At 59.8% G+C, this 16,381-nt stretch carries 19 protein-coding genes and 1 tRNA gene; 8 read left to right on the top strand and 12 right to left on the bottom strand.

Features of this window, described 5'->3' with window-relative positions; genetic code table 11:
• Positions 1-11 precede the first annotated feature (11 nt).
• The 4 genes from ACN9MW_RS25295 to ACN9MW_RS25310 form a co-directional block, all read right to left on the bottom strand.
• The gene (locus ACN9MW_RS25295; RefSeq protein ID WP_426163971.1) at positions 12-1,223 is read right to left on the bottom strand and encodes an ABC transporter permease subunit; all 1,212 of its coding nucleotides are present in this window, start codon (positions 1,221-1,223) and stop codon (positions 12-14) included.
• A 13-nt stretch (positions 1,224-1,236) separates the two neighbouring features.
• On the bottom strand, positions 1,237-2,166 hold the full coding sequence (locus ACN9MW_RS25300) for a branched-chain amino acid ABC transporter permease (protein WP_426163973.1): 930 nt from the start codon (positions 2,164-2,166) through the stop codon (positions 1,237-1,239).
• Between the two features lie 136 nt (positions 2,167-2,302).
• Positions 2,303-3,241, bottom strand: coding sequence for a 4-hydroxy-3-methylbut-2-enyl diphosphate reductase (gene ispH / locus ACN9MW_RS25305; RefSeq protein WP_426163976.1), 939 nt, complete (start codon positions 3,239-3,241; stop codon positions 2,303-2,305).
• Positions 3,242-3,247: 6 nt separating this feature from the next.
• Positions 3,248-3,691, bottom strand: a complete 444-nt coding sequence (locus tag ACN9MW_RS25310) for an FKBP-type peptidyl-prolyl cis-trans isomerase (protein WP_426163978.1) — start codon at positions 3,689-3,691, stop codon at positions 3,248-3,250.
• A 147-nt stretch (positions 3,692-3,838) separates the two neighbouring features.
• Here ACN9MW_RS25310 and radC point away from each other — a divergent pair, with 147 nt between their 5' ends.
• The 3 genes from radC to rpmG all read left to right on the top strand — a co-directional run bounded on the left by radC (position 3,839) and on the right by rpmG (position 5,049).
• Positions 3,839-4,513, top strand: coding sequence for a RadC family protein (radC, locus tag ACN9MW_RS25315; protein ID WP_426163980.1), 675 nt, complete (start codon positions 3,839-3,841; stop codon positions 4,511-4,513).
• 117 nt (positions 4,514-4,630) lie between these two features.
• Positions 4,631-4,867, top strand: coding sequence for a 50S ribosomal protein L28 (gene rpmB, locus ACN9MW_RS25320; RefSeq protein ID WP_008451488.1), 237 nt, complete (start codon positions 4,631-4,633; stop codon positions 4,865-4,867).
• An 11-nt stretch (positions 4,868-4,878) separates the two neighbouring features.
• Positions 4,879-5,049, top strand: a complete 171-nt coding sequence (rpmG, locus tag ACN9MW_RS25325) for a 50S ribosomal protein L33 (protein WP_028101815.1) — start codon at positions 4,879-4,881, stop codon at positions 5,047-5,049.
• 60 nt (positions 5,050-5,109) lie between these two features.
• Here rpmG and ACN9MW_RS25330 read toward each other — a convergent pair whose 3' ends face one another.
• The 8 genes from ACN9MW_RS25330 to ACN9MW_RS25365 form a co-directional block, all read right to left on the bottom strand.
• Positions 5,110-5,706, bottom strand: coding sequence for a hypothetical protein (locus ACN9MW_RS25330; RefSeq protein WP_426163985.1), 597 nt, complete (start codon positions 5,704-5,706; stop codon positions 5,110-5,112).
• Positions 5,707-5,718: 12 nt separating this feature from the next.
• Positions 5,719-6,282, bottom strand: coding sequence for a hypothetical protein (locus tag ACN9MW_RS25335; protein WP_426163987.1), 564 nt, complete (start codon positions 6,280-6,282; stop codon positions 5,719-5,721).
• Between the two features lie 65 nt (positions 6,283-6,347).
• Positions 6,348-6,833 carry a hypothetical protein gene (locus ACN9MW_RS25340; RefSeq protein WP_426163989.1) on the bottom strand — a complete coding sequence of 162 codons (486 nt, stop codon included), beginning with the start codon at positions 6,831-6,833 and terminating at the stop codon, positions 6,348-6,350.
• A 156-nt stretch (positions 6,834-6,989) separates the two neighbouring features.
• The gene (locus ACN9MW_RS25345; RefSeq protein WP_426163992.1) at positions 6,990-8,186 is read right to left on the bottom strand and encodes a DesA family fatty acid desaturase; all 1,197 of its coding nucleotides are present in this window, start codon (positions 8,184-8,186) and stop codon (positions 6,990-6,992) included.
• A 94-nt stretch (positions 8,187-8,280) separates the two neighbouring features.
• Positions 8,281-9,576, bottom strand: coding sequence for a mechanosensitive ion channel family protein (locus ACN9MW_RS25350; RefSeq protein ID WP_426163994.1), 1,296 nt, complete (start codon positions 9,574-9,576; stop codon positions 8,281-8,283).
• Between the two features lie 32 nt (positions 9,577-9,608).
• Entirely contained in the window at positions 9,609-10,901 is a 1,293-nt protein-coding gene (locus ACN9MW_RS25355; protein WP_426163996.1) for an RsmB/NOP family class I SAM-dependent RNA methyltransferase, read from the bottom strand.
• A 16-nt stretch (positions 10,902-10,917) separates the two neighbouring features.
• Positions 10,918-11,526 carry a phosphoribosylglycinamide formyltransferase gene (gene purN / locus ACN9MW_RS25360; protein WP_426172299.1) on the bottom strand — a complete coding sequence of 203 codons (609 nt, stop codon included), beginning with the start codon at positions 11,524-11,526 and terminating at the stop codon, positions 10,918-10,920.
• A gap of 80 nt (positions 11,527-11,606) precedes the next feature.
• A complete protein-coding gene (locus ACN9MW_RS25365; RefSeq protein ID WP_426163998.1) occupies positions 11,607-12,005 on the bottom strand; it encodes a barstar family protein in 399 nt (132 codons plus the stop codon).
• 308 nt (positions 12,006-12,313) lie between these two features.
• Between ACN9MW_RS25365 and ACN9MW_RS25370 the strand changes: the two genes are divergently transcribed.
• From ACN9MW_RS25370 to ACN9MW_RS25390, 5 genes are all read left to right on the top strand, one after another.
• Positions 12,314-12,829 carry a glycine zipper 2TM domain-containing protein gene (locus tag ACN9MW_RS25370; protein WP_426164000.1) on the top strand — a complete coding sequence of 172 codons (516 nt, stop codon included), beginning with the start codon at positions 12,314-12,316 and terminating at the stop codon, positions 12,827-12,829.
• 102 nt (positions 12,830-12,931) lie between these two features.
• Positions 12,932-13,717, top strand: a complete 786-nt coding sequence (locus ACN9MW_RS25375) for a spermidine synthase (protein WP_426164002.1) — start codon at positions 12,932-12,934, stop codon at positions 13,715-13,717.
• A gap of 8 nt (positions 13,718-13,725) precedes the next feature.
• Positions 13,726-15,489, top strand: coding sequence for a GspE/PulE family protein (locus tag ACN9MW_RS25380; protein ID WP_426164004.1), 1,764 nt, complete (start codon positions 13,726-13,728; stop codon positions 15,487-15,489).
• A gap of 60 nt (positions 15,490-15,549) precedes the next feature.
• Positions 15,550-15,625: transfer RNA gene (locus ACN9MW_RS25385), tRNA-Lys, on the top strand.
• A 167-nt stretch (positions 15,626-15,792) separates the two neighbouring features.
• Positions 15,793-16,377 (top strand): LysE family translocator, encoded by a 585-nt coding sequence (locus ACN9MW_RS25390; protein ID WP_426164006.1) that lies wholly within the window; start codon positions 15,793-15,795, stop codon positions 16,375-16,377.
• Positions 16,378-16,381: the final 4 nt, after the last annotated feature.

Below are 16,381 nucleotides of genomic sequence, written 5' to 3' on the forward strand. Positions count from 1 at the left end.
CTCTACTAACCTCATGCTGCCATGACGCCGGTCGACTGGCCTTTGGAGTCCGAGTCCGCATCCGGACGCTCTTCATGCTTGGGCGAAGGCCACAGGCCCGCAGGACGGGTCAGCATGATCACCACCATGGCCAAGCCGTACAGCAACTGGCGCAGCACTTCGGATTCGATCAGCACTTTGCCGAACAGTTTCATTTGCAGCGGTTCCACCACATGGCGCAGGATTTCCGGCAGCGCCGCCAGCAGCGCACCGCCCAGCACCACGCCCGGAATATGTCCGATGCCGCCCAGCACCACCATCGCCAGCACCGCGATCGACTCGGTCAGCGAGAACGATTCCGGCGAAACGAAGCCCTGGAAGGAAGCGAACATCGCTCCAGCCACGCCGCCGAAGGTTGCGCCCATCGAAAACGCCAGCAGCTTCACGTTACGCGTATTGATGCCCATTGCCTTTGCCGCGATTTCGTCTTCGCGGATCGCCACCCAGGCACGGCCCAGGCGCGAGTGCTGCAGACGCGAAGTGACAAACACAGTCGCGATAGTCAGCACCAGGAACAGGAAGTAGTAGGCGTTCACCGAAGGCATCGAGAAGCTGCCGATGAACACCGTGGCGCGCGAGCCCTGCTCGCCGGCCAGGTTCACGCCGAACACGCGGATCGGGTCGATCAGGTTGATGCCCTGCGGGCCGTTGGTGATATTGACCGGATCATTCAGGTTGTTCATGAAGATACGGATGATTTCACCGAAGCCCAGCGTCACGATGGCCAGGTAGTCGCCGCGCAGCTTCAGGGTCGGCGCGCCGAGCAGCGCACCGAACAGGCCCGCCAGGGCAGCAGCCATCGGCACGATCACCCATACCGACAGGTGAATGCCGTTGGTGCGGATGTCTTCACCCAACACTGCCGCCAGCGCCTCGCCAACGGCGGGATTCATGTTGATCAACGATTCCAGCACGGTCGCGAACTGCGGCGATGCCAGGAGGCCGGTCATGTAAGCGCCCACCGCGTAGAACGCGATGTAGCCCAGGTCCAGCAGGCCGGCAAAGCCCACCACGATATTCAGGCCCACGGCCAGCATGATGTACAGCAGCGCCAGGTCGGCAATACGCACCCACGAATTACCGAAAGGGGCGGCCGCGAACGGGAAGATGATCAACGCGGCCAACAGCAGCGCCATACTGATGTAGGCCTGCTTTGGATTTTTTTGAATGTTAAAGTTCAGCATAGTCACGTCCCCATCAGGCGCGGTCGGCCACGCGTTCGCCCATGATGCCGGACGGACGCACCGTCAACACCAGGATCAGTACGATGAAGGCGAAGATATCCTGGTAGTGCGAACCCAGGAACCCGCCGGTGAGTTCACCGATATAGCCGGCGCCGAGAGCCTCGATAATGCCCAGCACGATGCCGCCGATCATGGCGCCGTAGATATTGCCGATACCGCCCAGCACCGCAGCGCAGAAAGCCTTCAGTCCAGGCATGAAGCCCATCGCAAACTGGATGGAGGCATAGTTGGCGCCCCACATCACGCCTGCCACGGCAGCCAGTGCCGCGCCGATCGCGAAGGTTGCGACGATGATCTTGTTCGAGTCCACGCCCATCAGGCCGGCCACGCGCGGATTCTCGGCTACGGCGCGCATTGCACGCCCCATCCGGGTGCGCTCCACCAGCATCACCAGGCCGAACATCGAAATGGCAGCCAGCACCAGCAGCAGCACCTGGGTCACCGTGATCACGGCGCCGCCCACCATGATTGGTTCGGTCGGCAGCAGTTGCGGGAATGGCAGCGGGTTGCGGCCCCAGATCATCATGGCGAAAGTCTGGAGCAGGTAGGACACGCCAATGGCGGTGATCAGCGGAGCGAGGCGCGGCGCGTTGCGCAAGCGGCGGTAGGCGATGCGCTCGATCAGGATATTCACGAGCATACATGCCGGAATCGCGCCGATAATGGCGATGCCCAGTTGGACATAGCCCGGCAGGCCAGGCGCATACACGCCCAACAAATTCAGGATGGAGAGGCCGATCATCGCGCCGATCATCAGCACGTCGCCGTGGGCGAAGTTAATCAGGTTCAGCACGCCGTACACCATCGTATAACCGAGGGCGACCAGCGCATACATACTGCCCAGCACCAGGCCGTTAAGAATTTGTTGGATAAAGGTATCCATCGAGTATGCCCTTTAGAACTATAAAAAACGGCACCCAAGGTTTCCCTCGTGGTGCCGCCGTTTGGAAGCGTTCGCCATGATAGCGAGGTTTCCGAAAAACTAATCGTGGAAAATCCGCAATATTCTAAATTAAATTTTATGCGCTGCGTCCTTCAAGCCCTTTTGGTAGCGGGAAAGTCACAGCTTCCTCGACGCCCTCCAGGGTACGCACGCTTTTCGCGCCCAGTTCCTTCAGGCGGTTGATGACCGCATCAACCAGCACTTCCGGCGCCGAAGCACCTGCGGTAACGCCGACGCGCAGCTTGCCTTCCAGCCAGGCCGGATCGATCTGGGCCGCGTTGTCCACCATATAGGCCGGGGTGCCCTTCTTCTCCGCTACTTCGCGCAGGCGGTTCGAATTGGAGCTGTTTGGCGAGCCCACGACAATCACCACTTCCACCTGCGGCGCCATGAATTTCACGGCTTCCTGGCGGTTGGTGGTGGCGTAGCAGATGTCGCCTTTTTTCGGCTCAATAATATTCGGGTATTTTGCCTTGAGGGCTTCGATGATTTGTGCCGTATCATCCACGGAAAGTGTCGTTTGCGACACATAGGCCACCTGGTCCGGATTCTTGACCTGCAGGCCGGCCACATCTTCCACGGTTTCGACCAGGTACATGCCCTCGTCGGTCTGGCCCATGGTGCCTTCGACTTCAGGATGGCCGTCGTGGCCGATCATGATGATCTCGCAGCCCTGCTTGCGCATCTTGGCCACTTCCACGTGCACCTTGGTCACCAGCGGACAGGTGGCATCGAAGATCGACAGGCCGCGCGATTCCGCTTCGGCACGCACGGCTTTCGACACGCCGTGCGCCGAGAACACCAGGGTATTGCCGGCCGGGACATCGTCCAGTTCTTCGATGAAGATGGCGCCCTTGGCGCGCAGGTCTTCCACCACATAGGCGTTGTGCACGATTTCGTGGCGCACGTAGATCGGCGCGCCAAACTGCTGCAGCGCGCGCTCGACGATCTCGATGGCGCGGTCAACGCCGGCGCAGAAGCCGCGCGGCTGGGCGAGGAGGATTTCTTTGTCCATGTTCTTTTACAGCACAGAGATAAGGTTCACTTCAAACTTCACCGGCTGGCCAGCCAGCGGGTGGTTGAAGTCGAAGATGGCAACGTCGTCGCGCAGTTCGCGCAGCACGCCGGCAAAGCGGCCGCCTTTGGGCGCGTTGAAGTCGACCAGGTCGCCAATCTTGTATTCATTGTCCGGATCGGAATTTTCTTCCAGCGTAGCACGGGACACGGCCTGCACCAGGTCCGGGTTGCGCGGGCCGAAGCCTTCGCCCGGCGCCAGTTCGAACACCTTGTGCGTGCCTTCAGGCAGGCCGATCAGCAGCGCTTCCAGGTTAGGCGCCAACTGGCCCTGGCCCAGCATCAACGTGGCAGGGTTGCCTTCGAAGGTGGAAACGATATTGGCGCCATCCAGGGAGGCAAGGCGGTAATGCAGGGTGAGGTAAGCCGAAGCAGTGACAACGTTAGACATGGAAACAACTCTGGTGACGGGCAAACCTCTATTGTAAGCCATCGGGCGGCGCACGGCGCTGCGGCCCGCCCCTAGACCTGCGCAAAACCTGACCCAGCGCAAATTGCCCCCTCCTCCCGAGCCAGATAATGGGCGACGGAGGTGACCATGGCAATTTCCGACTGGCCCGAACAACTGCGCCCGCGCGAGCGATTGTTAAAAGCCGGGCCGCAGGCCCTGTCCGACGCCGAGCTCCTGGCGATCTTCCTGCGGGTGGGCATTCCCGGCAAGGATGCGGTGGCGCTGGCGACCGACCTGCTGGGGCGCTTCGGCTCCCTGCGCGCCCTGATCCACGCCAGCCGCGCCGACTTCACCGCCATGCCGGGCCTGGGCGCCGCCAAGTACGCCCAACTGCAGGCTGTAGTAGAACTGGCACGCCGCGCGATCTCCGAGGAAATGAGTGCCGGCGAAGAGCTTTCCTCGCCGCATGCCGTGAAAGACTTCCTGCGCCTCTCGCTGGCCGGCCAGCCTTATGAATCCTTCCACGTCCTGTTCCTGGACGTCAAAAACCGCCTGATCGAAGCCTGCGAATTGTTTCGCGGCACGCTCACGCATACCAGCGTCTATCCACGCGAGGTGGTGCGGGAAGCGCTGGCCCGCAATGCCGCAGCCGTCATGCTGGCCCATAACCACCCGTCAGGGTCGCCCGCCCCGAGCGAGTCGGACGTGCTGCTGACACGGGCGCTGGTGCAGGCTTTGGCATTGGTGGATATACGGATTCTTGACCACTTTGTCGTTGCCGGGCACCAAGTGCATTCCTTCGCAGAACATGGTCAAATCTGATTGTTAAATTTTGCGTTTTAATGTGACACAATTGTTTTTCGCAAGTGCTTGAAAATCTTGAGAAATTTCCATATACTCTTGTTTTTCCAATTTCGGAAGTAATTCAAGGAGTGTGCCATGGCACGTGTTTGCCAAGTTACTGGGAAGAAGCCGATGGTCGGCAACAATGTTTCCCACGCAAACAACAAAACCAAGCGTCGTTTCCTGCCAAACCTGCAGAACCGTCGTATTTTTGTTGAATCTGAAAACCGCTGGGTCTCCCTGCGTCTGTCTAACGCCGGTCTGCGCGTAATCGACAAGGTTGGCATCGACGCCGTCCTGGCCGACATGCGTGCACGTGGCGAGAAAGTTTAATAGGGAGCTGAATCATGGCAAAAACTGGCCGCGACAAGATCAAGCTGGAATCGACCGCTGGTACTGGTCACTTCTACACCACGACCAAGAACAAGCGCACCATGCCTTCCAAAATGGAAATCATGAAGTTCGATCCTAAAGCACGCAAGCACGTGATGTACAAGGAAACCAAGATCAAGTAAACGATCTCGGTTCGAACAAAAAACCGCCCCTCGGGGCGGTTTTTTTATGGCTGCAGCAGCTCAGTTAAGCGCTGGCAATTGCGCATCGAGCAATTCGTTCTGCATCTTCAGCATGGCAGCTTCGGCCGCGCGCTTTCCGGACAGTCCGACATCTGCCTTGAATTCGCTGAATGTGGCCTGGCCATTGCCGGTCGCCTTCCTGGTATCGACCAGCTTGCCGTTCTTGTCCTTGATTTCGCATTGCAGGTTGACGGTATAGTCGGTCGGCGGCCAGGTGAAGGCGCTGGACGAATCGGAGCTGACCGTAATGGTCGGCGTGATCAGGTAGCTGATCCCTTTGGCTGCCATGGCCTCGCGATCATCGGCGCTTTTCACCTTGATGGCGCCATCGAACACATTGCTCAGCATCTTGTAGAAGCTGGTCTCCAGGTCGCGGTATGGATAAGAGGTGACCTTGTCGCCGCCGCCGCCCGGAGTCACGACCTCCTGCGCCAGCAAGTCGGCCGGGATAAAGTAGGCCACCTTGGCCTGGCTCTTCGGCTTGGCATCGGCTGGCAAGGCGATCTGATCGAGCTTGGGAGAAATCATTACCGGGTGCGCGCAACCGGTCAGGATCGAGGCCGCCGCCAGCAGGAATGCGAACTTAAGACTTTTCATGGTCCGCTCTCTTTACTTGATGGCTTTGACGAACTCAGGGTCCGCATACAGCGAAGCCAACAGCTTTTGCACGGTATTGTGGTAACCGGTGACTGCGGCTGGGATGGCCGTGGCGCCGATGAAGGACGACTCCCAGGAGTTATCGACCGTCTTCACGCTTTCATAGACGGAGACGCCACCCTTGCTGACAACAAAGCGGGCCGAAATACTTGCGGTACCGGTGCTGAAGCCGGAGGCATCCAGCGCATTCTTTTCGAGTTTGCCGGTCACCAGGGTGTCGGAGCCAACCACCAGCTTGTTGGCCAGGGACAGTTCCTGGCGCAGCGCTTCGGCTACGTAAGCGCCATAATTGCCGCCAACCGGCGAGGACATAGAACTGCCGCGGATCGACAGGGTGACCGGGGTATCCGTGCCGGCTGGCGCACTGAATTCACCGACCTTGGCCTTCACATCGCCCATATTGTTCAGGGTAGCGACGTTGTCCATGGAGGGAGTGTAATTGGGTGCCGTCATGGCGCAACCCGACAATGCAGCAACAGCAACAACCATCAAACCCAGCGAAGCGAAAGATTTCATATTTCCTCAGAGAAGTTGTGAAAATACTTATTATCTCTTTGGTAAATACTCTTTCGCAACATTATTTACTTGTCACAACCACCTTCTGTCTGAAGTTGGAGACGTTTTCCAGCGTGGATCGCTTTCACTTTCCCATCCAGCGTGATGTAGCGGACAGCCAGCTCACGGTCGCCTGTTTCCACCATCAGCCAGTCGGCATGCTGGGGATGCGGCCTGACCGCGTCGCCATAGACCCGCTGCAGCTTGGAAACCGGATCGCCGATCCGCACGCCACGATCGGCGCCAAAACCCCCTGATACGTCGACCCGAACGAGCACTTTCTTCACAAAAGTCACTTCCACTTTCGGGTAACGCTTGGAGCGCGCCACGCGGCATACCTTGTCTTCCGTGATCATCGAGTCCGCTTCCAGGCCGCCAAAGGTCTTGCCCAGGTTTTCATAACGTGCGCCGACCTTGTAGGGACCCAGGCCCTCCGGCTTGATTTGCCAGTTCGCTGCCGCATGCGCACTTCCGGCCAGCATTAACGCCAGCGGCAAAATTAAGCGTTTCAAAACTGCCTCCATAGAATTAATTTCCGAAAGGCAACAGCATACCTGCAAGGCAGGGATCACGCCAACACGAATTGCGCTTCCGTCCGGGGTCTTTGGTTTTCCTCAAAAAAACAAAACGGCCCCGCAGGGCCGTCTTGTCGCAAGGGTCGATCAGGCTTACGCGTAGCTGCGCAGGCGCATCGAGAATTCCTGCAGGGACTTGATGCCCGACGCCTCCGCACGCTCGCACCAGTCTTGCAGCTTCTGCACCAGCTCATCGCGGGTGAAGTGCGAACGCTCCCACAGCATGCCCAGTTCCACGCGCATATTGTGCATGGTTTCCAGCGCCTTCGAGTGCTGGAACAGTTCCACCAGTTGCTGCTTCTGCGGGGCTTCCAGCTTGCCTGGCTCGCGCTGCAGCAGCTTGCGCGAAGACTTCAGGAAGCGCGATTCCAGCTGCGATTTGTCCTTCAGCTGCGCCAGTTCTTCCTTCCAGGCGTGCTTGACGGACTTGGCGTACTTGGCCATCACGTCGTAGCGGTTGGCGATCACGGACTGCAGGGTTTCGAAGTCGGCCTTCACCTTGGCGGTGTCGAACTTGGGCTTCGGCGGCATCTTCTTCACTTTGGCCATGCCGATCATTTCCATGGCGCGGATATAGCCCCAGCCGATGTCGAACTCATACCATTTGGACGACAGCTTGGCCGAAGTCGCATAGGTGTGGTGGTTGTTGTGAAGTTCTTCGCCGCCGATGATGATGCCCCAAGGGATGATGTTGGTCGCTGCATCGGAGCAGTCGTAATTGCGGTAGCCCCACCAGTGGCCGATGCCGTTGATGATGCCGGCTGCAGTCACAGGAATCCACAGCATCTGCACGGCCCACACGGTAATGCCCTTGGCGCCGAACAGGATGAAGTCGATGATCAGCATCAGCGCCACGCCCTGCCAGCTGAAGCGCGAGTACAGGTTCTTCTCGATCCAGTCGTCAGGGGTGCCATGGCCATACTTCTCCATGGTTTCCTTGTTCCTGGATTCAGCGCGGTACAGCTCGGCGCCTTCCCAGAACACTTTCTTGATGCCCTTGGTGACCGGGCTGTGCGGATCTTCTTCGGTATCGCACTTGGCGTGGTGCTTGCGGTGGATGGCAGCCCATTCCTTGGTCACCTGGCCGGTAGTCAGCCACAGCCAGAAGCGGAAGAAGTGCGAAGGGATCGCGTGCAGTTCCAATGCGCGGTGCGCCTGGTGGCGATGCAGGTAGATCGTCACGCTGGCGATGGTGATGTGGGTCAGGATCAGCGTCACGCCAACCGTCGCCCAGGCACTGAGGCCAGTTACGCCATTGCTGATGAAATCGAGAACTGCGTTTAAATCCATTACAACTCCAAATGAAGGGACTCCGAATAGGCGTCATTGTACGCGCATTCGAGGGTGATTTGAGGAAGGATTTCCCTTGGGCACTGATTATTTTTTAGGCAGACTGCTGCGGCAGAGGGCCCAGCAGGCGAATCTCACGTTGCGGGAACGGTACAGAAATCCCGTTTTCTTTCAAGGACTTCCAGATTGCCCGATTGACATCGGAGGTCACGCCGCCACGCCCGTTTTCCGGATCAGCAATCCAGAAAGCCAGCGCCAGCTCCAGGCCATCCGCCCCGAATGCTTGCAGCATGCCGGACGGCGGCTTGTCCTTCATGACACGCTCGATGCTGAGGGCCGCGTCTTCCATCAGCTTGAGCACGAAGTCCACATCGCTGTCATAGCCAACCGTCACGCGCGTGATGATCACCACGGCCGGATTGGACAGGGAAGAATTCTGCACCGCCCCCGACACCAGCATTTCGTTCGGCACGATGGATTCAACGCCATCGGTCCCCTGCAGCACGGTGTAGCGGGTATTGATCTGGGTGACCTGGCCGGTGTACTTGTCCACCGTGATCACGTTGCCGATGGTCAGGCTGCGGTCCAGCAGGATGATGAAGCCCGACACATAGTTGCTGGCGATCTTCTGCAAACCAAGACCGAGGCCGACACCCAGCGCACCGCCAAACACCGACAGCACGGTCAGGTCGATGCCCACCAGCGACAGGCTGACCAGCACCGCCACCAGGATCAGCACCGCGCGGCCCATGCGCGCGAACACCACGCGCAGGTTGGAATGCATGGTGTGCAGGTTCATCAGCTTCTCTTCGAGCGCCGCGCCAGCCCACATGGCCAACAGCAGCAGCACCACGACCGATACCGCCGCCTGCAGTATGGTGGCGATCGACACCTTGTGCTTGCCGAGCGGGATCAGCGTATCGTCGAGGAAGTCGAAGATGTCCTGGTAAAAGCCGGTGATATACAACACGAAGGCCAGCCACACCAGCAGCTGGAAAGCCTTCTCGAAATTCTGCATCCCCTCGCCTACCACGCCGCCGCGCGAAAACACGCGGCGCAGCAGGTAAAAGCCGAAGCGGATCACCGCGAGCGAGCTGAAAATCGGCAGCGCCAGATTGACCAGATTGGTGTGGAAATGCATCCGGCCCAGCACTTTCTGCGAGGCCCACAGCAGCACCACGATGAGCAAGGGCCCGACGACGCGGCCGAAGCTCTCCAGGCCAAAGCGCGCCACACCGTTGTCCGCAGTACGCGCCTTCATGCCGCGCCACAGGAAGCGCGACAAGGTCCAGCCCAGCAAGACAGACAGCGCGATCGCGCCCACCTGCCACATCAGGCTCGGATCGCGCAGATCCCCCAGCAAATCATCCAGCAATTTCGCTAACGGCATCGTTCGGAATTCTCCTTATGGTCGCTGGGCTGTTACTCTTCGTCGGCCTTGGCAGGCTTGGCCATAGGCTTGCGTTCGAAGACGGCGGCGAAGAAGCCGTCGGTCTGGTGCTTGTGCGGCAGCAGCTTCAGGTAGTCGCCCATCTCGAGGTTGGCGATCTTTTGTTCCGCCAGTACTTTGGACATCGGGACCAGCTCGAAATCCGGATGGGTTTCGATGAACTGCTTGGCGACGGCGTCGTTCTCTTCCTCCAGCAGCGAGCAGGTGGCGTACACCAGGCGGCCACCACCTTTGACCAGGCGCGCGGCGCCGTCCAGGATCGAAACCTGCTTCTCGTGCATCTCGGCGATCGCACTTTCCGGCTGGCGCCACTTCACGTCGGGATTGCGGCGCAGCGTGCCCATGCCGGAGCATGGCGCGTCCACCAGCACGCGGTCGATCTTACCTGCAAGGCGCTTGACCTTCGCGTCCTTTTCGTGCGCGATGGCGACCGGGTGCACGTTGGACAGGCCGGAACGCGCCAGGCGCGGTTTGAGCTTGCTCAAACGCTTTTCGGAGACGTCGAAGGCATACAGGCGGCCGGTATTGCGCATCTGCGCGCCCAGGGCCAACGTCTTGCCGCCGGCGCCGGCGCAAAAGTCCACCACCATCTCGCCGCGCTTGGCGCCGAGGATCTGGGCCAGCAGCTGGCTGCCTTCGTCCTGCACTTCGATCGCGCCGGACTTGAAAAGCGGCAGGTTTTGCAGCGCAGGCTTTTTCTTCAGGCGCAGGCCCAGCGGGGCGAATGGCGTCGGCTCGGCCACGATGGGCGCAGTCGCCAATTCGGCTACCACGGCATCGCGGTCGGTCTTCATGGCGTTGACGCGCAGGTCCAGCGGCGCCGGGGTGTTCAGCGCGTCGGCCAGAGCCAGGGTTTCGTCTTCGCCGTATTGGGCGACCAGCTTGTCGAACAGCCACTTCGGCATGTTCGCGCGCATCGATTTGTGCAGCAGCGAGCGGTCGATTTCCAGCTGGCGCTTCAGCCATTCGGATTCTTCTTCGCTCAGGCCCGGCAGCGCATCGATGCCGACTGCATCGGCCATGCCCAGCAGCACCAGGCGGCGCATGGTGGCGCCGCCGGCACCGGCTTCGGCGCGGTCGGTGAAGAAGGCTTTGTTACGCAGCACGGCGTACACGGATTCGGCAATGGCGCCGCGCTCGCGGCCGCCCAGCTTCGGGTGCGATTTGAAGAAATGCGACAGGGTGGTGTCGGCCGGCGCGGTGAAGCGCATGATTTCACGCAGCACGTTTTCGGCGCTGGTGAGGACGTATGGTGGCAAACGCATGGTATTCTTTCTCTATTCAGTTGCGGTCAATATTGACCTTGCCATCTTCGACCCTCAATCGGCCTTCAACGAACCAGCGGATAGCACGCGGGTACATGATCCATTCCTGTTCCAGCACGCGCGCCGCCAGCATGTCGGCGGTGTCGCCCGGCAGGACAGGCACGGATACCTGGTCCACCAGCGGACCGTGGTCCAATTCGGCAGTCACGAAGTGCACGGTGGCGCCGTGCGTGGCCGCGCCGGATGCCAGCGCCTGCTCATGCGTGTGCAATCCTGGGAACAGCGGCAGCAGCGATGGGTGGATATTCAGCATGCGGTTTTCGTAGTGGCTGACGAAACCCGGCGTGAGGATGCGCATGAAGCCGGCCAGCACCACCAGGTCGGGGCTGAAGCCGTCGATGACTTCCTGCAGCGCAGCATCGAATGCTTCGCGGCTAGGGTAATCCTTGTTGCTGACTACTGCGGTCGGAATGCCGTGCGAGGCCGCGAATTCGAGGCCCTTGGCATCCGCCTTATTGCTGATGACGGCGGCAATGCGGGCGGGCCATTGTTCGGCCTTGGCTGCACGGACCACCGCTTCCATATTGCTTCCGCGTCCGGAAATGAGGATGACGATGTTTTTCATGGCCGCCATTGTACCTGCTCAGGCGAGCCAACGCGACATTATGCTGCTACGCAGCAAACTATGCAAGCGGGGAATTAAGGCTACTCGAACGAGTAGAAGACGCGGAACGGTACCTTCTTTTCGGCCCAGAAATCGGCCGCATCGCGGAAAACATCCAGCAAACACTCGCGTGCTTCACGGTCAAATTTTTGCGTGTTTGGCAACTGCTCCAGCACGATCAGGAAGCCCGGCTGGGGGCCGGCCTTGTCCATGGTTTCGGTCAGGGTCAGGCGCAGGGCGTCGAAATTCTTGGAGTGCGGTTTAGGGATGTGGAAAGACTCGGCAATAATGCCCAGAACTTGCTGTTTGGTCAGGCCGGCATTGCAATGCGCATACAAGAAGTGCTGCCCCAGGCGCGCTGCCTCGTCCTGCAGCTCTGCCACGCGGAAGGCGCGAATAGACTGGACTAGATTAGGCGGCACAGTTATCAACAAACTCATCTTTCCCTCAAATCGACCTATCAAGTACAAGCCGTAGGCGGGTCAATGCGCCGGGGCCGGAGCTTTCGTTTCTCCCTGTCAATCTGATTCCACGCCATAAGGGTAACGTGTTGTACTCTATGAATCAACCCGAAAGTGAGTCCTAACGCAAGTTTTGTTAAAAACTTACCATATTAACCCAAAAGCATGGGGTTACATTTTGTTGCCTTACTTCCCCCAAGGATACAAGCCTTGGCGTTAATATTTAGGCGTGCAATTCCAATTAAACCCAAGCGAACTGCCAAAAAGACAGAAACGAGGTAAACAAAATGAAAGCCAAAACTAAATTGTTTTTCGCAGCACTGAGCCTCGGCGCCGTTCCGCTGGCGCAGGCCCAAGCAATCGATTTTGAGGATTACGGCCGGGTGACCCGCGTCACGCCTGTGACCGAGCAGATCAACCGTCCGCGCCAGGAATGCCGCACCGAATACGTCCAGGTGCAGCAGCCGCAGGAACGCGGCGTCGGCGGCAGTATCCTTGGTGGTATCCTGGGCGCGGCAGTCGGTAGCCAGGTCGGCTCCGGCCACGGCAAGACCGCCGCCACCGCTGCCGGCGCGATTGCCGGCGCCGTGATCGGCGACCGCACCCAGAATTCGAACGCCCAGCCGGGCGCCGTGCAGGAGCAGGCCGTCAAGCAGTGCCGCATGGTTGATTCTTTCGAAACCCGCACCACCGGCTATAACGTGGAGTACGATTACCGCGGCCGTAACTACACCAGTTTCATGAGCCACGACCCGGGCCAGCGTATTCGCCTGCGCGTGAATGTTGAACCGATGAATAATTAAGTTCCGGGCCACCTCTCCTTCCCCGGACTGCCGGCCAGCGATGGCCGGCAGTTTTCATTTGGACGCTTGCTTGTAAGCAAGATAACGCGGGATAATGCCGCCATGCTGATCAAACGTAAATCCATCGAAAAAGAAGAGTCTTCGCGTCCCGCCACGCGAAAACCCAAGTTTGCCCCGGTCACGCTGTCCGAATTGGACGGTGTGCGCTACCTGCATTTCGGCACCGAGTGGGTGCAAGGCGCCATGCGCATCCGCAAGCCGGATTGGCCGGAACTGGAGTACGCTCAACAGATGATGGCCTGGATGCTTTGGAACGATGCGCCGACCCACGTCGCCCAACTGGGCCTGGGCACCGGCGCGCTGACCAAGTTCTGCTACAAGCATTTCCCTGAAGCGCAAGTCACCACGGTGGAACTGAATCCGTCGGTGATCAACATCTGCTATTCCATGTTCAAGCTGCCCGACAATGACGGCCGCCTCAACGTGGTCGAGATGGATGCGATGGATTACGTCACCAACCCGGACAACCACGGCACGCTGGACGCGCTGCAGGTCGACCTGTACGACGCCACTGCGCGCGGCCCGGTGCTCGACACGCCTGAGTTCTACCAGGCTTGCGCCGCCTGCCTGAATGACGATGGCATCATGACCATCAACCTGTTCGGCGACCATCCAAGCTACGCCAAGAACCTGAAGGCGATGAAGTTCGCCTTCCCGCAAGTGGTGTCGCTGCCGGAAGTCCATGACGGGAACGTGGTGGCAATCGCCTTCAAGACTCGCCGCAACATCGACGTGGCTGCGCTGGCCGACCGCGCCGCGCAAATCGTCGCCGAAACAAAATTGCCCGCAAAGTCCTGGCTCAAAGGACTCAAAGCCGCACTCGCATAAGGTCACACATGGCAAAAGCGCTCGATCTTCAAGTTATCTTCACCTGGCTGCTGGCTGATGGAATGGTCGAGAAAGCCGAAGTCAAAGGGCTGTACGCGCAGGCCCAAGGCATCCTGCGCAACACGCCGGGCGCCATGCATCCGCTCAGCGCCGTGGCGCACTGCAAGCTGGTATCGGCCAAGAGCGGCAAGCTGCTGACGCTGGACGTGCTGACCGAATGGCTGGCCCAGCGCGCCAAGCTGCCCTTCTACCGCATCGACCCGCTGAAGATCGACTTCACCAAGGTGGCGGACGTGATGTCGGCCAGCTATGCGGCGCGCTTCAACATCCTGCCGGTGGAAATCACGCCGGACACGCTGACCGTGGCCACCGCCGATCCGTTCGCGCTGGAGTGGGAAGGGGAAATCGCCAAGGTCGCGCGCCGCGTCATCAAGCGCGTGATCTCGAACCCGCTCGATATTTCCCAGTACACCTCGCAGTTCTTCTCGCTGGCCAAGTCGATCAAGCACGCCAACAAGAATACTGGCCAGGACATCGCCCTGCGCAACAACTTCGAGCAGCTGGTCGAGCTGGGCAAGATGAACAAGACGGTCGATGCCAACGACCAGCACGTGATCAATATCGTCGACTGGCTGTGGCAGTACGCCTTCGAACAGCGCGCGTCGGACATCCACCTCGAGCCCAAGCGCGAACTCGGCACCATCCGTTTCCGGATCGACGGCGTGCTGCACCAGGTCTACCAGGTGCCGGCGGTGGTGATGATCGCGATGACCGCCCGCATCAAGCTGCTGGGCCGCATGGACGTGATCGAGAAGCGCCGTCCGCAGGATGGCCGTATCAAGACCCGCACCGCCGGCGGCCAGGAAATCGAATTGCGTTTGTCGACCCTGCCGACCGCCTTCGGCGAAAAGCTGGTCATGCGTATCTTCGACCCGGAAGTGGTGGTGAAGACCTTGCCGGAGCTGGGTTTCCCGCCGGAAGACGCCAAGCGCTGGGACTCGCTGACCAACCGTCCGCACGGCATCATCCTCGTCACCGGCCCGACCGGCTCGGGCAAGACCACCACCCTGTACACCACGCTGAAAACGCTGGCGACGCCAGAGGTCAACGTCTGTACGGTGGAAGACCCGATCGAGATGGTCGAGGCCTCGTTCAACCAGATGCAGGTGCAGCCCGGCATCGACCTGACTTTCGCCGACGGCGTGCGCGCCCTGATGCGGCAAGACCCGGACATCATCATGGTCGGCGAGATCCGCGACCTGGAGACTGCGGAGATGGCGATCCAGGCCGCGCTGACCGGCCACCTGGTGCTGTCCACGCTGCACACCAATGATGCGCCATCGGCCGTGATGCGCTTGCTGGAGCTGGGCGTGCCTTACTACATGCTGGAAGCAACGCTGATCGGCATCATGGCGCAGCGCCTGGTGCGCACGCTGTGCGTGGACTGCAAGGAGGAAGGCGGCGAGCTGGCCGACGATCTCTGGCAGGGCCTGAGCGGCGGCTGGGATATCGGCAAGCCGGAAAAGGTATATCGCCCGGTCGGCTGCCCCGAGTGCCGCCAGACCGGCTTCCGCGGCCGCACCGGCATCTACGAGCTGCTCACCACCAGCGAATCGTTCAACACCATGCTTGAAGAAGAAACCGACATCACCGCCCTGCGCAAGCAGGCGGTCGCCGAAGGCATGGTCCCGTTGCGCATTGCCGGCGCTTTCAAGGTGCGCGAAGGCGTGACCACGGCGGAGGAAGTGCTCAAGGTTACCGCCATGGGGTGACGCAAAAAAAAAAGGGACTTTGCAAACGCCAAAATCCTCGTATATAATACGGCCTCTTTCGGGTCGTTAGCTCAGTTGGTAGAGCAGCGGACTTTTAATCCGTTGGTCGCAGGTTCGAGCCCCGCACGGCCTACCAGAATGAACAGGAAAGCCTCGTCTTCGGACGAGGCTTTTTTGTTTCTACTGCCAACTGTAGCAGTCGTTCGACTGATACAGCATGACTCCCATCCCCCCGCCTTGTGTCTTGTTCGCCCTGTGCCGCGATCCTAGACTGTGCCATTCCTTCGTTGCGGATTGCACACCATGATCGAACTCCTGCCCCTGGCGAGCTATTGCCTCGTCATGTCGGCCACGCCTGGGCCAAACAATGTCATGCTCGCCATCACGGGCGCCAATTTCGGCGGTCGCGGCGCATTGCCGGTCATCCTCGGCATCCAGGCCGGCGTTTTCGTGCAAACCATGCTGATGTGCGTGGGGCTGGGAAGCCTCTTCGTCACCTACCCATTGGCGCAACAGGTGCTGCGCGTCGCGGGTTCACTGTATCTCATCTACCTTGCCTGGAAACTCAGCGGAGCTTCGGCGGATGGCGTGCGCGCTTCCAAGGCCGTGTCCTTCACCCAGGCTACCGTCTTCCAGGCGCTTAATCCCAAAAGCTGGCTGAAAGCCATTACCGTGGCATCGGTGTTCATGCCCGCGCAGGGCAATGCCTTCGCCAATGCACTGCAGGCGTCGGTCATTGGCATGCTTGTAGGGGCTCCCTGCAATTTCATGTGGGCCCTGTTTGGCATGTCGATCCGGCGCTTGCTCGACGACCCGCGCAAGCAACGCGCATTCAACCTGGCCATGGGTGCGGCCTTGCTGGTCCTGGCCCTGATGTTTTTACGCTAGACTC

It is taken from the genome of Pseudoduganella sp. R-34 (assembly GCF_049904655.1).
Classification (GTDB): Bacteria; Pseudomonadota; Gammaproteobacteria; order Burkholderiales; family Burkholderiaceae_D; genus Rugamonas.